Raw genomic sequence first — 15,914 nt, 5'->3', positions numbered from 1 at the left:
GAAAATCAGGAGGCGCCTGTGTCTGCAGGCGATCAGGCACTGTGCCAAAGGCGGCGTGGTGCCGCAACGCATCCTCATGCTGTTTCACATGAGAATTGCATTGCATCTTATTGTTTTATTTAGCTTCTATCGATAAAGCGTGGATGCCATTTCCCATCAGGTCGTCGAGCGCGGCATACACCATGCGATGCCGTTTGATCAGCGGAACACCGGCAAAAGCGGGGCTGGCGATGCGCACGTGGAAATGCCCCTTGCCCTCGCCCGCATGGCCGGCATGCTTGTGGCCCTCGTCGAGCACGTCCAGTTCGCTGGGCGAGAACGCAGCCGAGAGACGCGCACGTATCTGCGCGACCATCGCCTCGCTCATGGCAGGACTTTGCGGAACGGCTTAACGCTGACCTCGGCATAGACGCCGGCGGCCACGTAGGGATCGGCATCCGCCCAGGTCCGTGCGTCCGCCTGCGAATCGAACTCCGCCACGATCATGCTGCCGGTGAAGCCGGCCGGGCCAGGGTTTTCCGACTCGATCGCCGGGAACGGGCCCGCCAGCAGCAGGCGGCCTTCGTCCCGCAGCGTGTTGAGCCGCTCAAGGTGCGCGGGGCGTGCCGCAAGGCGCTTGTCCAGCGAACCGGGGTGATCCTGGGCGATGATCGCGAACCACATGGGCACAGCTCCGTTGCGAGTGGGAACTGCGATTTTAACCGACCCGGCGGACACCCATCGAGCATTCCGGTTTCAGGCTGCCGTCCTGGGAAGGCTGCAGACCGGGTCAGTCCTGCGCAACCATGCTCCTATGTCGCAGAGTGCATAACGATCTGCGATTTGGCCATTCCGCTCTAGCGGATGCTTAACGCCCTCCGTGGTTCGCTGGAACCCGAGCACGCCAACACCGGAGGCACCGATGTACGACGCACTCATGACGCCCGTCCACACGTGGAACAAGCGTGTTCTCACGGCCATCGAGACATGTATGGGCAGGCAGGAGCCATTCGACGTGGGCCATGTCGCCGCCGCGCTTTCGCACGTCGCGACATGGCCGGGCTGTCCGCAGGCCACCCTGCTTTCCCCGGCATCCGGAGCCCCGTCGTACCGGCGGATACCGCTAGGCACGGGCGAGGCGCACCACTATGAAGCGCTGTTGATCGTATGGCCGCCGGGTTATGCAACGCCCATCCACGACCATGACGGTCTATGGGGGATGGAGTTCGTGCTCGATGGCGTGCTGGAGGTGGAATCCTTCCAGCTCCTCGCGCAGCCTCCGATTCACCTGGAACGCGACCACAGCCGGGTCGTGGGCGTCGGCGATCACATCGCGTTTTCCCAGGCCGACTATGCGCACCGTTGCCGCAATCTCTCCAGGAACCGTCAGGCGCTCTCCCTGCACGTGTACGGCGGCGAGCTGAACCGCTATCGCAGCTTCGCCCATGACCAGGGGCAATGGTCCAGCGAGCTGCACCACGCCGTACGCGAGAAAACGGCGTCCGCGTAAACACTTCCCCATTTCCAAGAGGTCTTTCACCATGCCGGACATCGCAATCATCGGCGGCGGCGCGGCGGGAGCGGCACTGTTCGGTGCGCTCCTTTCGCGCGACGCGTCCGACACCGTGCACTGGGTGGCGGGAAACGCCCCCTGTACCGGGCGCGGCGTTGCCTACAGCACGCCGCACGACCATCACCTGCTGAATGTGCGTGCCGGCGGCATGGGCCTGTACCTCGATGCGGACGAGAGCTTCGTCGAATACGGCGCCAGGCACCGTCCCGGCTCCAAGCCCACCGACTTCCTGCCGCGCCGCCTGTTTGGCGAGTACATCGAGTCGCAGCTGGACCAGCGCCTGCGCGATGCGAAACAGCGCAACCGGCGCTTCGACATCGTCACTGCCACCGCTTCGGCCATCAAGGCTGTCGGCGACCGCTACGAGATCGCACTCGACGATGGCGGAACCGTGACCGCCGAACGGATCGTGCTGGCGCTGGGCGCACTCCCTCCGCGTCCATTGCGGACGGTTTCGAAGCGTGCGCTGGTCAGCAGTGCCTATGTTCTCGACCCGTGGAGTCTCATCGCGCGTCCAAGCCACCCGCGTCGCCTCATCGTGATCGGCACCGGGCTGACCGCCGTCGATACGTTGATCTCGGCCTCCATCCGCTGGCCGGATGTCGAGCTGGTTGCTGTCTCGCGGCATGGCCTGCCGCCGTTCGTGCATCCGGCGCTTCCCGTCGACCCGTTCTCGCAACAGGCCGAGCTCAACGCCAGATTGCTGGCATGCGATGGCCCTGCTCTGGTTCTCGCCGAAATCCGCCGCACGTTCCGCGAACACCCGCACGTCGACTGGCGCAGCGTGATCGACGGCATGCGCCCGATCAATGCAAGACTCTGGCAGCTCTTTACACCGCGTCAGCGCAGACAGTTTCTGCGCCATGCGCGATGGCTGTGGGAATCGGCCCGCCACCGTGTGGCGCCCCAGTCGGCGGAGATCATCCAGCAATTGCGCGATGAAGGGCGCCTGCAGATCCACGCTGCCCGCGTGCTCGGCGTGGATGGCGACGGGCCGCTCGACGTCACCGTCCAATCCCGCGAAAACCAGCTGGTGACCACGCTGCAATCGGACATCGTGGTGCAGGCGACCGGCCTAGACACCGCCGTTGCCTTCGCCGAACACCCTCTGGTGTCGGGGCTGCTGCGAGACGGCCTAGCATCGGCCGACCCGTTGCAACTGGGCGTACTGGCCGAACCAGACGGGCACCTGATCAATACCGCCGGGGAAATGCAGCCCGGACTTCATGCCATCGGATCGCTGCTTCGAGGCAATCTTTGGGAATGCACGGCGATGCCGGAAATCCGTATTGCCGCCGACGCACTGGCGACTCGGTTGAATCCGCCGCGCGCCGAGCATGACGACCTGCTTGAATTGCTTGAGTCGGGCTGAGCGCAATTCGTGCCAATTCGCGCTTATGGGGGGAATGGAACCGACGAACCGACTCGCCGAGCGTGTCGGCACGAAGACGCTTCCGTTCGGTAAGTCGACTGCTGTGGCCCGTAAAACCTGGAAACAGGAATGCACTTTGGGCAGGAATCAACCAGAGAGAAATCAGGCGTCCGATCTGATCCATGTTTCGAGACCAATCGGCACAGCCATCATCGGCGCGTGATGGCTGCCGGGTTTTGCGCACGGCTCAAAGCACTGCATAGATGAATCGTCTCGCTCCCCTGCACCACGCCGCGCGCCACGCCGGGCACCTGTTCGCTCTGCCGCTGGAACATCGCCTGTAGGCGTGCCGCATCGGCATCGGTGCAGGCCTCCTTGGCCAGCATCAGCGGCATGTAGGCAGCGGCAGGTCCCGGCAAGCCCTCCAACAGCTCCGGCAGATGCCTATCGAACCACTGCCAGCGCGCATCGCGATCCGTCACGCCGCCATCGGTGGTCATCAAAAAGTTGAGCTTCTCGAATGCTTCGAGCTTGGGGTCCAGTGCCAGTGCGCGCAGCTGCGCAGCGCTGCTGCTGTCGTTGGCGTGCGCCATCGCCAATGCCAGCTGTCGCTGCCAGACCGAATCGTGACTGGCCTGCAGCGCCGTCGCCAGGGTTTGCAGAGCCGGCGCTCCGCGTTCCTGTACGGCAACGCCGAGTGCAGCCACCGCCATCTCGCGATCGACGTGCTGCGCATCGAACGAGCCGTTACGCATGGATGCAAGCAATGCATCGCCTTCATGCAACAAGGCTGTACGCACCGCTGGCAGCTTGAACACGAAGGCCAGCGGCGTCACCAGGGCCTTGCGCCATAGGGCATCGTCGTCTGCTTCGCCTGCACGGGCCCGATACCCCAGTCGTTGCAGGCGCGGCAGGTAAGCTGCAGTTACCCACTGCGTCACTGCGGCGCGCTGCGCATCCGTACGGGCCAAATGGCGATAAATCCATGCAAGCTGATCGAGCGGCGCCGTGGCTACCTCGCGTGTCGGCGCACCGGCCAAGGGACGCAGCGCGGCCAGCACCTCTCCGGCATCGATATCACCATGATGGAAGCTGGCTTCGACCGCATCCGCATACGCCAGTTGTTCCACATCGCTCAAACGATCCATATGCGCCGCAAGCATGGACAGGCTGTGCGAATCCAGACCGTAGCGGTAATAGCCTTGCCCGTCGGCATTGGGCATGACCCAGCTCGCTGCACTCGCGCCCGGCAACGCCAGCGTGGCTCGCGCCGCGTCGAGCAGCGTGCAGACTTCGCGTTTGGCCGCCGCCGTGCCGTAGCGCACGCATACCGGGATGCCCCAGCGGCGTTCGCCATCGCCCTTCGCTCCCAGCGGCAGGTAGCGCGACTGCGACAGTTGCACGGCCACCTGTCCGCGTTGCGACACTACCTCGGCGTACACATAAGGGACACCCGTTTGGTCGAGGAAACTGTAGAAAGCACGCTCAACGGCGGCGGGGTCGTCAGCTTGCCGCGCGATCGCCTCGACCACGGCCCCGGCATCCACGCTCTGCATGGCATGCGCTTGGATATACGTGCGCATACCCCGTTGAAACGCTGCCGCACCGAGATAATGCTCGAACATGCCGAGCACGCCGGCGCCTTTCTGATACGTGATGTCGTCGAAGGCATTCATGATGTCGCCGCTGCCCTCGATTGGCTGGCGGATACTGCGCGCGCTCACCAGGCTGTCGTTCGCCATCGCACGCTGCACCAGCTGCGCCCGATCCAGGTCGGCGCGGTATTCCGGGTGCAACTGCATGCTGATTTTCTGCTGCATCCAGGTGGTGAATGCCTCGCTGAGCCAGGTATCGTTCCACCAGTCCATGGTCACCGTATTGCCGGTCCATTGATGCGCGAGCTCGTGCGCAGTCAGATCGAACGCGCCGCGTACTGCTGCCGGCGATGCCTGCGGGTCGCCCGACCCGAGATCGTCCAGTACGACCAGGCCGGGGTTTTCCATGCCGCCCCCCAGGTTGATCAGGTCCAGCTTGTCCCAGGGATAACCGTATGCGTAGTAGTTCTCCAGCGCCTGGATGATCGATGGCGTAAACGCCGCCACGCGCCGCATGCTGCCGGCTTCGCCGGCATAGCCGACACTGCGCAACGGCAAGGGCGCGCTGCGGTACGCATCCGGCGCAATCGGAGCCGCGGGAAGGATTTCCCATGGCCCCACGCCGAATGCCAGCAGATAGGTCGGCAACGGCTTGCTCGGCGCGAACACCACCGTCTTCCAGCCTTTGCCGGCATCGGTTTGTGCAATCTGCCGGGTGTTGGCGAGCGCAGTGTCGTGCGCGGGAACAGTAAGGCTCAGCGCAAAACTGGCGCGGAACGACGGTTCATCGAAACAGGGGAACACCGTGCGGGCGCTGATCGGTTCCATCTGCGCCACGGCGTAATTGCGCCCTTCCTGCCGTGTCTTGTACAAGCCCTGCACACCATCGGAGAGCGCGGCGCTGTAGTGCAAAGCCAGGTGAAGGGTCTGCGCGGGCAGCGCACGATCCATGTCGATGCGCGCGACGCCTTCGCCCCCCGGCATTTCCCGATAATGCGCCGCATGCGGTATGCCTGCCGCATCGATCACGCTGACCCGATCGACCTGGAAACCTTGCCCATGCAGCCATAGGCGATCGGACGGTTGGCGCAGGGCGATCGTGATATCGACATCGCCGGAGTAGCGCGCCTGATCCGGATCGATGCGCAAGGCCACGCGATACAGCGATGGCTGCGCCCATGTAGGAAGACGCCCAGCGGGTGCCGGTTCGTCATGTGCGGCAGCGAGAGCCTGCGCGCTCAGCAGACAGCAACACGCCAACACCATGACATGTCGCATATGCTCCCCGCCTTCAACCACCATCTTGCGACATCGCTTGCCGGCTTTGACCTGATTACCTGCCCTTGCATTAAACACGGCCTGCTCCAGGATTGCGTCCGCGCATAGTTTCATCGACACGCTGCTGAAGGTTCGTAAGGTGCCCGCCCTGCGCGGCAACTTTCAAGGCCCACCAGCTGCTCCATGGTAGCCGCGACTACAAGCACGGTATGTAACGGTATGTAGATGCGTTCCGGCAGTGAATTCCGTCGGCACCGAATGTACGAGTCGTCGTACGAGACTTGCCAACGCGTGCTTTGGGTTTACATCTGACCGTCACTGATGTATCTGTGATAACAAGGTAGGCAAAGCACCGCTCGCCGATACGAGGGTCATTGACGGCCCTTATCATCACCTGCCACTAGCCAAGAGCAGCCTACCCGAATGGGGCGATAGGCAAGTGCCACGCTAGAGTGCCATTCCCGACAGTCGGTATCCAAGGAATATCCGGCACAGGGAATCTCCTATCTAACTCGGCCCCCATACATTGCCGAGCCAGCACACGCAGCGCATGCCATGCAAGACGCAGCTCTTGCAGCCCCAGCGCCAAATTCCTTTTTCACAATGACCTTGACCGCACTGCGGTTCGAGAAGGAAGCGTATGTGTTCTACAACCTCTGACGCCGGTCGCGTGCATCAGCACGCCAAGACCGTGCTTTCCGCTTCGATCAGCGCTGCTGCCATCCCCGGCGAAGCGACGTCTGACGACATCTACCGTCTGCTTATCCAGAACCGCGGACTCTTGCTCGCGCTCAGCGAAACGGCAATCTCACGCGCTTCTACTGTAGAAGGCGAGCCGAACGACAAACCCTTGCGCACCACTGAGGCCATTGAGCAAGCCGGCCTCAGCAAAACGGCCTTCGATGACCTGCGTAACCCAAAACACGAGAATTTCGACGAGTCGTTCCCAACACCCTTCGACTTAGGCAGTGGCCAACGCTTTTGGAAAAACGAGATAAGAGCATGGGTCAAAGCGAAGGCCGCCCAGTCCCGCAACACGGCCAAGGGGGCGTCGTATGAACTATGAAGCGAACGAGCTCCCCTCCATGGACTCGGACGCCTTGGATATCGCCGAGGCGCTTGATGCACTTACTCCGGACGAACGCACGCTGAAACGCGAGATGTTTCGCAACCAATTCGCCAGGATCGAAGCTGCTCTCGCCCGTAAGGTGCCGAAGGTCAAGATCCTCAAAGTGCTGGCCAAAATTGGTCTGTCGTTGTCGGCCAATACATTCAACAAAATGCTCGACGCAGAACGCACGCGTCGTCAGCAGCTGCATAAAGACAGAGAGAAGCCAGACGACAATCCGGTGGAACCAACCAATGACGACGATCAGGGGGTGCGTCATGATTGACTACGTCACCTCTGGTCCGGGCAACACCATTCATATCGACTGGTCATCAACCCTCCAGTCGCATCTCCCGAGCTTGTGGTTTGATGCTCTTCTGGAATCCCCGGCGCAAGCCGGGATTCCTCTCGCTCTGTGCTTTGCCTCTCAACTCGGTGCCGTTGCATCCGCAGTCGCCCAGCACGCAAGTGTGAAGCACCCGATCAGTGGCGAGGAAACCCCACTGTCTCTTTACATCATGGGTATTGCCGAATCGGGTGTTGGCAAGACACCTGCCTACAACGCCTTCGCGAAGCCGATCATGGAGGTATTCGCTCGTCAGGAATCTCAGAACGGCGCTACCTCTGATCAGTTCAAAAGCAAGTACCGCCTCTGGGAACTCAAGCGCAAAGGTCTCGACAAGGCGATCGTCAAAGCCGCGCAAGCGTGTGAATCTGACGATCACCTCAAGGAAGCTATGCGCGAGCACGAGAACAACATGCCCACGGATGATCGCGTGCTGTATCAGGCAATGTCCTTCTCCGCCTTTGCCAAGGCGGTTTGCACCAATCACAAACGCATCATTATCGCCAGCGACGAGGCACACCCCATTCTGAAATCTGGTGTGATGACTCAACCCGCCGTTCTTTCCAACGCATGGCAAGGCGGAACTCAGACTTTCATGCTGGACGGTGCACATACGACGTGTTCGCTCAACGACTTGGTCCTCACTTTCGTGCTCTTCGTGCAGCCCAAATTCTCGGATCAATTCCTTGCGAAAAACGACGGAGCTGCACGCGAATCGGGACTGATGGCACGCACGCTGATCGTTCGCTGCTCACCGCATCAGAACAATGACCTCACTGACGACGAAGTTACGGATCAGGGGCATCTCCACGCGTTCCTGGCCCGGCTGGAACAACTTGTGATCGAAGCCTTCAGGCACCGTCGCATGGGGGAATACTCTCGTACCACCCTGACCTTTTCTCCCGATGCCGTTGTGCTCTGGAAGAAAGAGCACGACACCATCAACGCGCAGGCGAGACCCGGCGGCAATCTAGAGAACATCAGCGACTTCGTAGCCAAGTACATGGATAACGCCAGTCGAATCGCTGGCATCTTCCACGTCGCCGAAGGGCTCGAGGGCGAGATCAGTAGTACAACACTGTCTCGTGCCATTGCCGTCATGCGCCTGTTCCTTGCTGAATTCAAGCGCATGTTCGACCCAACCGACGACACGCCGAAGTCGATCAAGGATGCGTGGCGCGTAACCCGTTACCTATACGAGTACAACTGGGTGCCCGGCTTCTTGCCAGCGTCGTACAACGACGTACTTCAGGGCCGAGCCGTCCGTGAGGGCGGTCCTGATTTCGAGGCGGCAATCAGTGTGCTTATCAACAACGGATACGTTACGGTGGACAAGTCCGAACGTAAGCAGTTCATCCGCCTTAACCCTACCGCCTTCAGCAAGCTCACCACGAAGTCGTTAGCCGGACCGATCCCCGAAGCGTTCTACCGCGCACCGATTCCGTTGTACGGCAATCCAAATTGCCAGGGCCCATTGCCACTCATGGGGGGGCTGTTCAGCAGTCAGGCACCCCATCAGCGCGGGGAGAACCATCGCTAACTCGCCTGCATGAGTGCCACCGAAATCGGGGGGCACTTTTTTCAGAAATCGCTAAATCTGCGACCTTTTATCGCACATTTCCGTCTTTCCTGAAAAAACTAAATTGATTCATTCGGCCCCAGACCCCGGGGCCGTTTTTTTTGCGTGCGCGTAAGCCACATTCACTGGCGTTCAACCTGACTACCACCGGCCACTTGACGCGATAAGGCAAAGAGTAACTGGCGCTTAGCATGGACTCGACTGGTCGCTGACCACACATACTGATGTGTCATATATATGCCATTCTGTAAATTTTTACCGACGCGCACCATATGTTATGTCGACGTACTCACCCACCGTCGGCCGGGTGCCATAAGGCAGGGGGTCTTTTGCTGTTGATTTACAGAGGGTGTGGAACACAAACCCTCTTATATAGAAAGCGTACGCGAGGCTGAAAGCGAGCCGTACGCCTTGATCAGACCGCCGAAGGCAAGGGCTGACAAATAACCCGAGTCGTCAGCCGAAGAGCTGGCGACGACCGGCTTTTATGCTGGCAGGCAAGAATGCGAAGGGATAGAGGACAGGCATGAGCGATGGCCAGGATCCTGCGTCTTGCTACGAAAGATTGTCGAGGCCTACAGCTGCATCCACCTGATCGAATCACACGACCGATTTCAGCCGGTCGATGCAACGCTTGAGCACACGTCGAACGGTGAAGCCCGACTGATCAGTCCAGAATCACGTGGGGCACGAACCGCGAGGTATCGCGCGTGATGAGTCCGGCGTCTTCGCGTAGGCCCATGCCGGCTGGCGCGTCTCCGACGATCCAACTGCCGATGAGCGGGTATCCGCCCGGGAACTTCGTCAGCGGGTGGTAGGCCTGTCGGATGTGAGACGCACCGACATACGGGCCGTCTGACTCCAGGATGTCGCCTTCGGTTGTCCGGATGCGGATGTTCGCGCCTTCGCGCGAGAAGAGCGGCTTGCGCACCCATCCTTCCGGAAGCGGCGCCGGATTCTCTGCCTCGAAGTAGGCTGGAAGCAGGTTGGGATGTCCCTCATAGCGCTCCCACAACAGCGGCAAAATGCCCTTGTTGCTCAGCACCGATTTCCACGGTGGCTCGATGAGCTGTAAACCGGACCCCGGCAACGCGGAACCATACCGGTCGGCAAACAGGTCTTCGAGGGGGTAAAGCTTGAACAAGGTGCCGATGACGATGTCGTTGAGATCGGTAAACGTACCCGTCGTGGACAGGCCGATGTCCTCGATCGCGATGGAGCCGGCAGCAAGACCTGCCTGCTGGGCGCAGTCGCGCAGATAGTCGACTGTTCCCTGATCTTCAACGCTTCCACGCGCGGCGCTGAAATAGAACGGCCGCGGCAAACCCTTTGCCAGCTCGGCGAACGCCAGCACCACTTTGTCCTGGATGCTGTTGTATTGATCGGCACCTTTCGGCAGCGCGCCGCGCTCGATCTGCTGCTCTAACCAGATCCACTGGAAGAAGGCTGCCTCGTAGAGAGATGTCGGCGTGTCGTAGTTCAGCTCGTAGAGCTTGGCGGGACCGGTGCCATCGTAGGCGAGATCCATGCGTCCATAGAGATGCGGCTGGCCCCTACGCCAACTGTCTGCAATCCAGTCCCAGTGGGATGACGGAATCGCGAGCTTCGTGAGAAGTGCTTCGCTACGCAGGACGTCCCCCACCAGGGACATCGCCATCTGGTGGATTTCGCCGGTCGGATCCTCAATGTTCCGTTCGACCTCCTGCAGGGAGAAGGCGTAGTACGCCGACTCGTCCCAATACATCTCTCCACTGATCGTATGGAAGCGGAAGCCGTAAGCCTCTGCCGTCTGCTGCCAGTCCGTACGGGGCGCAATAGCCATGCGATGCATGATCAGCCACCCCAACCGCCTGCCGCGGCATGTGCCGAACCGAAGCCGCCGCGGCTTGCCGTGATGGCACGGGAGCCTGACCCACTGCTGCCGTCACCGCTGGCCGTCGAACCCCAGCCGCTCGCGCTTGAGCGGTAGCTACCCCCATAGACACCGTTACTGGGTGGCGAGTAATAGCCACCGCTGGCCGAGCGGTAGATCGGCCCCACGGGGACATACGAGGTGTTGTTGGAGCTATCGAACAGACGGGCGATCATGAAACCGCCGAGCATCGGCATCCAGAAGGAGCCATGGTCACCGCCGGATTGCTGGCACATGCCGGCGCCGAACTGGGCGATGCACTGCTCAAGGGTCCCGAAATGCGGACTGTCCTTTTCGGCGTTCGCGATCGCTTGATCGTGCGCCGTCTGGCACGTATCGCGTGGTACGCCGGCTGCGACGCAGTTGTCGACCGTCGCAAAGCTTTGTTGTGTCGGCGCCGGCGGATCGTCGCAAGCGGTCAGCAGCAACGGAGCCAGGCCCATCAGGACCAGCGAAGCGGTAGTGGATCGTTTCACGATGTTCTCCTTCCCTGGCTCAGGTAATCGACAGGTCAGCGTCGCTGACGTCCGTGCCCAGCGAATAGACCACGTCGAAGTTGTTCGGACCGTAGTCTTCGGCCGTCACGAATAGGTACTCGTATCGGCCCGGCAAGCCCTCGACTTCGCGCTGGTAGAGCATCGAGTAGTGGGTCATGGTGAAGTCGGCTGGGCCGCCAGATGGATGAGTGACCGATTCGTCGTAGACGATCGGCGGCGCCCATGCATTCGCTGCGCCGTCTCCCCATACACGCTTGTAGATGCGACCGTTGAACGTCAGCTCGGGCTTGCCAAGATCGGACGTTGGCTCGACCCACTGGCGAAACGCATCGACGGTCGGCGGATTGATGGTATCGGCGAACACGAACAGCTTGATCTCGTCGATCTGACCTGCCGTCGCCTTGACCTGATACCAGGCGTCGTCCTCGACGTACCAGCGGTACAGCAGCGTGCCGCCGCCCAGGTCGACCGTGCCCAACGCCTCGATGGGCTGATCGCCCGCCGGCGGTTCGAAGCCGAATGCGCCGGCGTTCGCCTTGAAGAGCAATGAGTCAACGACGACGGCGCCGCCCAGCCGGAAGCCACCCAGGCCACGCGGCGCAACGGCCGCAGCCGATGCTTCGGCCTTCTTGCCGAACAAATTCCCGAACATGGTGTGTCCTTTCGCCCCTGTTAGTAAGGCCGGCGGCGCGCGATGTGCGCCGCCGGCGTGATGCATCAGCCTACCGGCTTGGTGAAGCGCGCGAGCACGTCCGCCGCCGCCATGTCGGTGGGTACGACCCCCGCTGCCTGCAGGCGTTTCTGGAGGTCACCGTCGCCACTGGCCTCTTCGAGTTGCTTTGCCGCATCCAATTGCGCGTCCTTCAAGCGCTGCTGCTCCTGGATGCGATCCAGCGAATCCATGGCGGTACGCAGCTTGGCGTTCGAGCCCGATGTGCGCGACGAGATTGCTTCCTGCGCGCGCTGCACCGAGGCAGTGGCCTTCACGGTGTCGATCTGGCGAGTGAGGTGCTCGACGGTGGACTCGGCCTGGCGGATCGAACCGCGCAACCGCTCGATGTTGTCGTCCATACCCTTGATGGTTGTGCCATCCGAGGCGATCTCGCTTTCGAGCGCGGCGACTTTGCCGGCAACCTCGAGCGCCAGCGGCTGCTGGTCACCCTTATCCACCAGCTTCTGGATGGTGGCATTGAAGTCCGCGACCTTCGCCTTCTTGGCGTCCAGCTTGTCGCTGGCGATCTTGCGCTCGGCCATGAGCTTAGTCAGGTCGATTTTCGACTGGTCGAGGGCGGCATTCGAATCCCGGATTTCCTGCTCCAGTATCGTGATCGCGTTGCGATCGACGATAGCCTGGCCGGCTTCGGTGGCGGTGCCGCGCACCAGCGTGATGAGTTTCTCGATGATGGCCATGGTTGCCTCAGTGCAGATGGGAATGGAGTTCGTGGGCGGCCTGCGTGGCGCAGTGGCCGAGGGTATGGATCTCCTCGATCACGTTGGCCAGCGGCGACAGCGCCGACAGCTGGCCGAATACGATGTAGGCATCGTCGCCATGCACGGTGCTGAGGCCGATGTTCGATAGCGGGTAGATCGGGTTCAGGCGCAGACAAGCCTCGTTGAAGGTGCCGCGATCCTTCACGCTCGACGCGAGGCAGAGCACGGTGGACACGTGCACTTCCGTGCCGGAGGCCAGCATCTGCATGGGCAGGTCGCCGTGATCGTGCGCCTCGATATGGATCACCGCCTCAGGAGCATGCTCCAGCGTAATCCGTGCACGGCCTTCTTTGATGTAGTCGGAGGCCTGCAGCGCCTCGAACAAGGAACGAGTCGTCCAGTGGTGTGCCATAGCTTGGTTGTCCATGAGATAGACGTAGGAAGGAAGAGTGGGTAACCGCAAGGTCTGCTCGATGCGCGAGAGGGCTTCCTTGTGCTCCTCTCGGATAAAGACTTGATAGGGGGACAGCCCCATGTCTCGCATGCGCTCCCGGAAGCGCCGTTGGGCGATCGCACCGGGCGAAGGGCTGCTTTTCTTTTGTGGCATCGCGTTGCTCCAACTCCATTACAAGTAATCATTACATGTAATGGAGTTGATACACTATCTCACTGGCATGGCCGATTGACGAAATGTGGCAACCATAGTTTGTCGATAGGCTCCACCCCCACTAGTGGTACAGCCTGGCTTGGGTGCGCAATACATCTTTTTGTCAGCAGCTACAGCTAGAGGGAGCTTCAAAGCGCGGCGATGTCTGCGTTCATTCGAAAGTTTTTCAGCCATACATCACCTATACGAGCGGACCATCCGTACCGCTTCATCTATGCAGATCCCTGCACGGGTGCCTCTTTGCTTAGGAGTGTTGGTGATGCATGAACAAACATCGCTTATCCCGCTAGACCGAAACGAACCCATCCCAGCATCTGGCCTGATACCGGGCACTCCCTCTTGTCCAGTGTGCCGTTCGATCCGCATCCAAACCCGCCTGTACGGCAAAAAGGTCGGCGGCACCATCGGTGCAGTGGCCGGCGCGACCAGCGGCGTTGCCCTGGTGCTGTCAGGTGCTGAGGTCGGTGCAGTTGCCGGGGCCGTAGGCGGCCCGATCGGTTCTGCCATCGGCGCATTCACCGGCGGCGTACTAGCGATGCTGATCGGAGGCGCCACAGGCTGTGCAGCTGGCGCCGCGTTCGGCGAGGTTATCGACGACAACGTCCTCGACAAGTACCGCTGTACCGACTGTGGCTACACCTTCGGCACCAAGCCGGGCTGATACCACAGCATTCCGTGTACCTAACCATCCGTGCATACGCCCAGCGCCCGGCTTTGACCGGGCGCTGGGCGTTTATGCCGTCCAAACAAGGGGTCTGTCACCATGAACAAAGCACGATCAGCCATCCTCAAAGCATCAAACGATCCTGCGAAAGATCACGAGATCCTGGCCGCTGCGGAGAACATCCTTCGTGCTCGGCTGCAGCGACTCGGTGTCATTCATAACGCCGCCGATGCTTTCAACTTCCTGCGCGTGCGGCTCGGCGGCCTACTCCATGAAGAGTTCCACGCCCTCTGGCTCGACAACCGGCACCGCATCCTGAACTGCCAGCGGCTGTTCACCGGTACAGCCGACGCCGCCAGCGTCTATCCGCGCGAAGTGGTCCGGGCCGCCCTGAGCCACAACGCATGCGCGGTGATCCTTGTCCACAACCATCCCAGTGGAGTCGCTGAACCCAGCGCATTCGACAGGGCCATCACTAAGGAGCTGAAAGAAGCACTGGCCTTAGTGGGAGTCCGCGTCCTCGATCACGTTGTGGTCGGAGAAACATGCGTCAGCCTGGCCAGTCGCGGCCTCGTCTGACTCCTACGCAGGCACCGGCACCGACAAGGCACTCAGCTCAAGCGGCATGCTTGGGACGAAGCGATGAAATTGGTGACTTGAAGGGAGCGCCAAAAAGCAAAGAGCCCGGTATCACTCGGGCTCTTTCTGCCCTAAGAGGGAACCGATGCCCCATGGCTCGGTGAAGTTATCGCCTTTTCCCCTGGCTCCATTTCCCTTCGAGCGTTTCGACGAAGGCCGCTAACGTGGTGCCACATGCCGCGCACCAATCTCGTAACTGCAGCGCATCGAGACGGATCGCGCCGCGCTCTGCCATCGAGACATATGACTGCGAACGCCCGAGCTTCTTTCCAAGCTCTGACTGCAGCAAATCAGCCTCTTCGCGTAACTCAAGCAGCACCTTGAGCACCGCGGCGTATTCGGGGCGGTGCAAGCTCTTCGGTGCTGGCGGGGCCTTCGGTCGCTGTTTTTTGGGCTTTTGCATCGATCCACCTCGTGTTCGAGGTGAACCTAAATCTCATGTTTAGATACGCCGACATTTGATATCAAAAGATTTGATGTTTGGCAGCAGGACAGCTAGGCTACGGCCGTTTAGAAGCTGCAAGCAGCTCGTGCCTTGAAGTGAGACTAACTCATTGAAATCAAGCAAGAAGGGGAACACAAATGAAGCATGTAGTTCGAGGCGCCAAGTCAGTTCCGCACGCCTTTCTAAAAGTGCTGCCGCTAGCCTGGTGTGCCTGCCTTGCCGCGTGCGGTAACAACGACATCAGCATCGTGAAGAAGCAGACGCTCGATCAGGATCAGTCCTACACCGTAGGGCAGGCCTTCGACAATCGGAAAGTGTGCGACTCCGTCAAGTGGGACGAGATCACCGATGATCGGGGCCGAAAGATCGTCGAGTACCGATGCTTTTTCAATGGTGTTGATGACTACGTAAACACAGCAGAGGCCAACGCGACCAACAAAATCAACTCGATGGCGAAGATGGCAAAGCACGACTACAACCCTGCCGTTTTCGGCGACAAGGACAAATTCTTCGCCAAGGTAAATGCCGATCAGGCGGCTGAGCTACAGCGGATAGCGGATTACAGACCGACCAGTGTTGCGGAACTGTTCCAGTGGAGCATGTCCGAGAACGGCGACCCCGTTCTTATCTTTGCTGGCTCCGATGTCAAATATAAGAACGGCAAAGAGAAGCTAAGGAACTACTACGACGTCGGAACTCAGCATGCCATCCAGGCCATGATTCGCAACGACACGACGACCTACGCGCAGTATGTTGTCGAAACAAACCTCGGCGGCTGACGTCGAAAGATAGGCGCTGCATGGAACGACCGCCCATAGACACGAAGCGC

At 60.6% G+C, this 15,914-nt stretch carries 17 protein-coding genes; 8 read left to right on the top strand and 9 right to left on the bottom strand.

The annotated features are described in order from the left end of the window. Nucleotides 1-115 precede the first annotated feature (115 nt). On the bottom strand, nt 116-367 hold the full coding sequence (locus IHE46_RS05915) for a BolA family protein (protein WP_192163671.1): 252 nt from the start codon (nt 365-367) through the stop codon (nt 116-118). Further along, on the bottom strand, nt 364-663 hold the full coding sequence (locus IHE46_RS05910; RefSeq protein WP_192163670.1) for a YciI family protein: 300 nt from the start codon (nt 661-663) through the stop codon (nt 364-366). The genes IHE46_RS05915 and IHE46_RS05910 overlap by 4 nt, the downstream gene beginning before the upstream one ends. 238 nt (nt 664-901) lie before the next feature. On the opposite strand from IHE46_RS05910, the gene IHE46_RS05905 reads away from it, so the two are divergent. Beyond that, nucleotides 902-1,489, top strand: coding sequence for a cysteine dioxygenase family protein (locus IHE46_RS05905; protein WP_192163669.1), 588 nt, complete (start codon nt 902-904; stop codon nt 1,487-1,489). A gap of 31 nt (nt 1,490-1,520) precedes the next feature. Continuing rightward, the gene (locus IHE46_RS05900) at nt 1,521-2,924 is read left to right on the top strand and encodes an FAD/NAD(P)-binding protein (protein WP_192163668.1); all 1,404 of its coding nucleotides are present in this window, start codon (nt 1,521-1,523) and stop codon (nt 2,922-2,924) included. 209 nt (nt 2,925-3,133) lie between these two features. Here IHE46_RS05900 and IHE46_RS05895 read toward each other — a convergent pair whose 3' ends face one another. Continuing rightward, complete coding sequence (locus IHE46_RS05895; protein ID WP_343229994.1) at nt 3,134-5,785, bottom strand: M1 family aminopeptidase; 2,652 nt, start codon at nt 5,783-5,785, stop codon at nt 3,134-3,136. Nucleotides 5,786-6,437: 652 nt separating this feature from the next. Between IHE46_RS05895 and IHE46_RS05890 the strand changes: the two genes are divergently transcribed. Genes IHE46_RS05890 through IHE46_RS05880 form a run of 3 tightly spaced genes read left to right on the top strand, consistent with a single transcriptional unit; the run spans nt 6,438 to nt 8,791 of the window. Continuing rightward, nucleotides 6,438-6,863, top strand: coding sequence for a hypothetical protein (locus IHE46_RS05890; RefSeq protein WP_192163666.1), 426 nt, complete (start codon nt 6,438-6,440; stop codon nt 6,861-6,863). Beyond that, nucleotides 6,853-7,191, top strand: a complete 339-nt coding sequence (locus tag IHE46_RS05885) for a hypothetical protein (RefSeq protein ID WP_192163665.1) — start codon at nt 6,853-6,855, stop codon at nt 7,189-7,191. Before IHE46_RS05890 ends, IHE46_RS05885 begins: the two co-directional genes overlap by 11 nt. Further along, entirely contained in the window at nt 7,184-8,791 is a 1,608-nt protein-coding gene (locus IHE46_RS05880; protein WP_192163664.1) for a DUF3987 domain-containing protein, read from the top strand. The genes IHE46_RS05885 and IHE46_RS05880 overlap by 8 nt, the downstream gene beginning before the upstream one ends. A gap of 706 nt (nt 8,792-9,497) precedes the next feature. On the opposite strand, the gene IHE46_RS05875 is transcribed toward IHE46_RS05880, so the two are convergent. The 5 genes from IHE46_RS05875 to IHE46_RS05855 are packed head-to-tail and all read right to left on the bottom strand — an operon-like array spanning nt 9,498 to nt 13,205. Then, a complete protein-coding gene (locus IHE46_RS05875; RefSeq protein ID WP_192163663.1) occupies nt 9,498-10,661 on the bottom strand; it encodes a glutathionylspermidine synthase family protein in 1,164 nt (387 codons plus the stop codon). A gap of 2 nt (nt 10,662-10,663) precedes the next feature. After that, a complete protein-coding gene (locus IHE46_RS05870) occupies nt 10,664-11,218 on the bottom strand; it encodes a DUF1190 domain-containing protein (RefSeq protein ID WP_192163662.1) in 555 nt (184 codons plus the stop codon). Between the two features lie 19 nt (nt 11,219-11,237). After that, entirely contained in the window at nt 11,238-11,957 is a 720-nt protein-coding gene (locus tag IHE46_RS05865; RefSeq protein ID WP_192163661.1) for a DUF2491 family protein, read from the bottom strand. After that, nucleotides 11,957-12,649 carry a PspA/IM30 family protein gene (locus IHE46_RS05860; RefSeq protein ID WP_192163660.1) on the bottom strand — a complete coding sequence of 231 codons (693 nt, stop codon included), beginning with the start codon at nt 12,647-12,649 and terminating at the stop codon, nt 11,957-11,959. The genes IHE46_RS05865 and IHE46_RS05860 overlap by 1 nt, the downstream gene beginning before the upstream one ends. A gap of 7 nt (nt 12,650-12,656) precedes the next feature. Beyond that, nucleotides 12,657-13,205 (bottom strand): DUF2170 family protein, encoded by a 549-nt coding sequence (locus IHE46_RS05855; protein WP_192163659.1) that lies wholly within the window; start codon nt 13,203-13,205, stop codon nt 12,657-12,659. A gap of 391 nt (nt 13,206-13,596) precedes the next feature. Here IHE46_RS05855 and IHE46_RS05850 point away from each other — a divergent pair, with 391 nt between their 5' ends. Then, a complete protein-coding gene (locus tag IHE46_RS05850; protein WP_225562806.1) occupies nt 13,597-13,998 on the top strand; it encodes a hypothetical protein in 402 nt (133 codons plus the stop codon). 102 nt (nt 13,999-14,100) lie between these two features. Continuing rightward, nucleotides 14,101-14,580: a JAB domain-containing protein gene (locus tag IHE46_RS05845; RefSeq protein ID WP_192163658.1), complete on the top strand. Its 480-nt coding sequence runs from the start codon at nt 14,101-14,103 to the stop codon at nt 14,578-14,580. 166 nt (nt 14,581-14,746) lie between these two features. On the opposite strand, the gene IHE46_RS05840 is transcribed toward IHE46_RS05845, so the two are convergent. Beyond that, nucleotides 14,747-15,043, bottom strand: coding sequence for a helix-turn-helix transcriptional regulator (locus IHE46_RS05840; RefSeq protein ID WP_192163657.1), 297 nt, complete (start codon nt 15,041-15,043; stop codon nt 14,747-14,749). A 179-nt stretch (nt 15,044-15,222) separates the two neighbouring features. On the opposite strand from IHE46_RS05840, the gene IHE46_RS05835 reads away from it, so the two are divergent. After that, the gene (locus tag IHE46_RS05835) at nt 15,223-15,864 is read left to right on the top strand and encodes a hypothetical protein (protein ID WP_192163656.1); all 642 of its coding nucleotides are present in this window, start codon (nt 15,223-15,225) and stop codon (nt 15,862-15,864) included. The last annotated feature ends 50 nt before the right edge of the window (nt 15,865-15,914 follow it).

Source organism: Rhodanobacter sp. DHG33 (assembly GCF_014843005.1).
GTDB lineage: Bacteria > Pseudomonadota > Gammaproteobacteria > Xanthomonadales > Rhodanobacteraceae > Rhodanobacter_A.
This window is presented reverse-complemented; position numbering and strand designations above follow the sequence as displayed.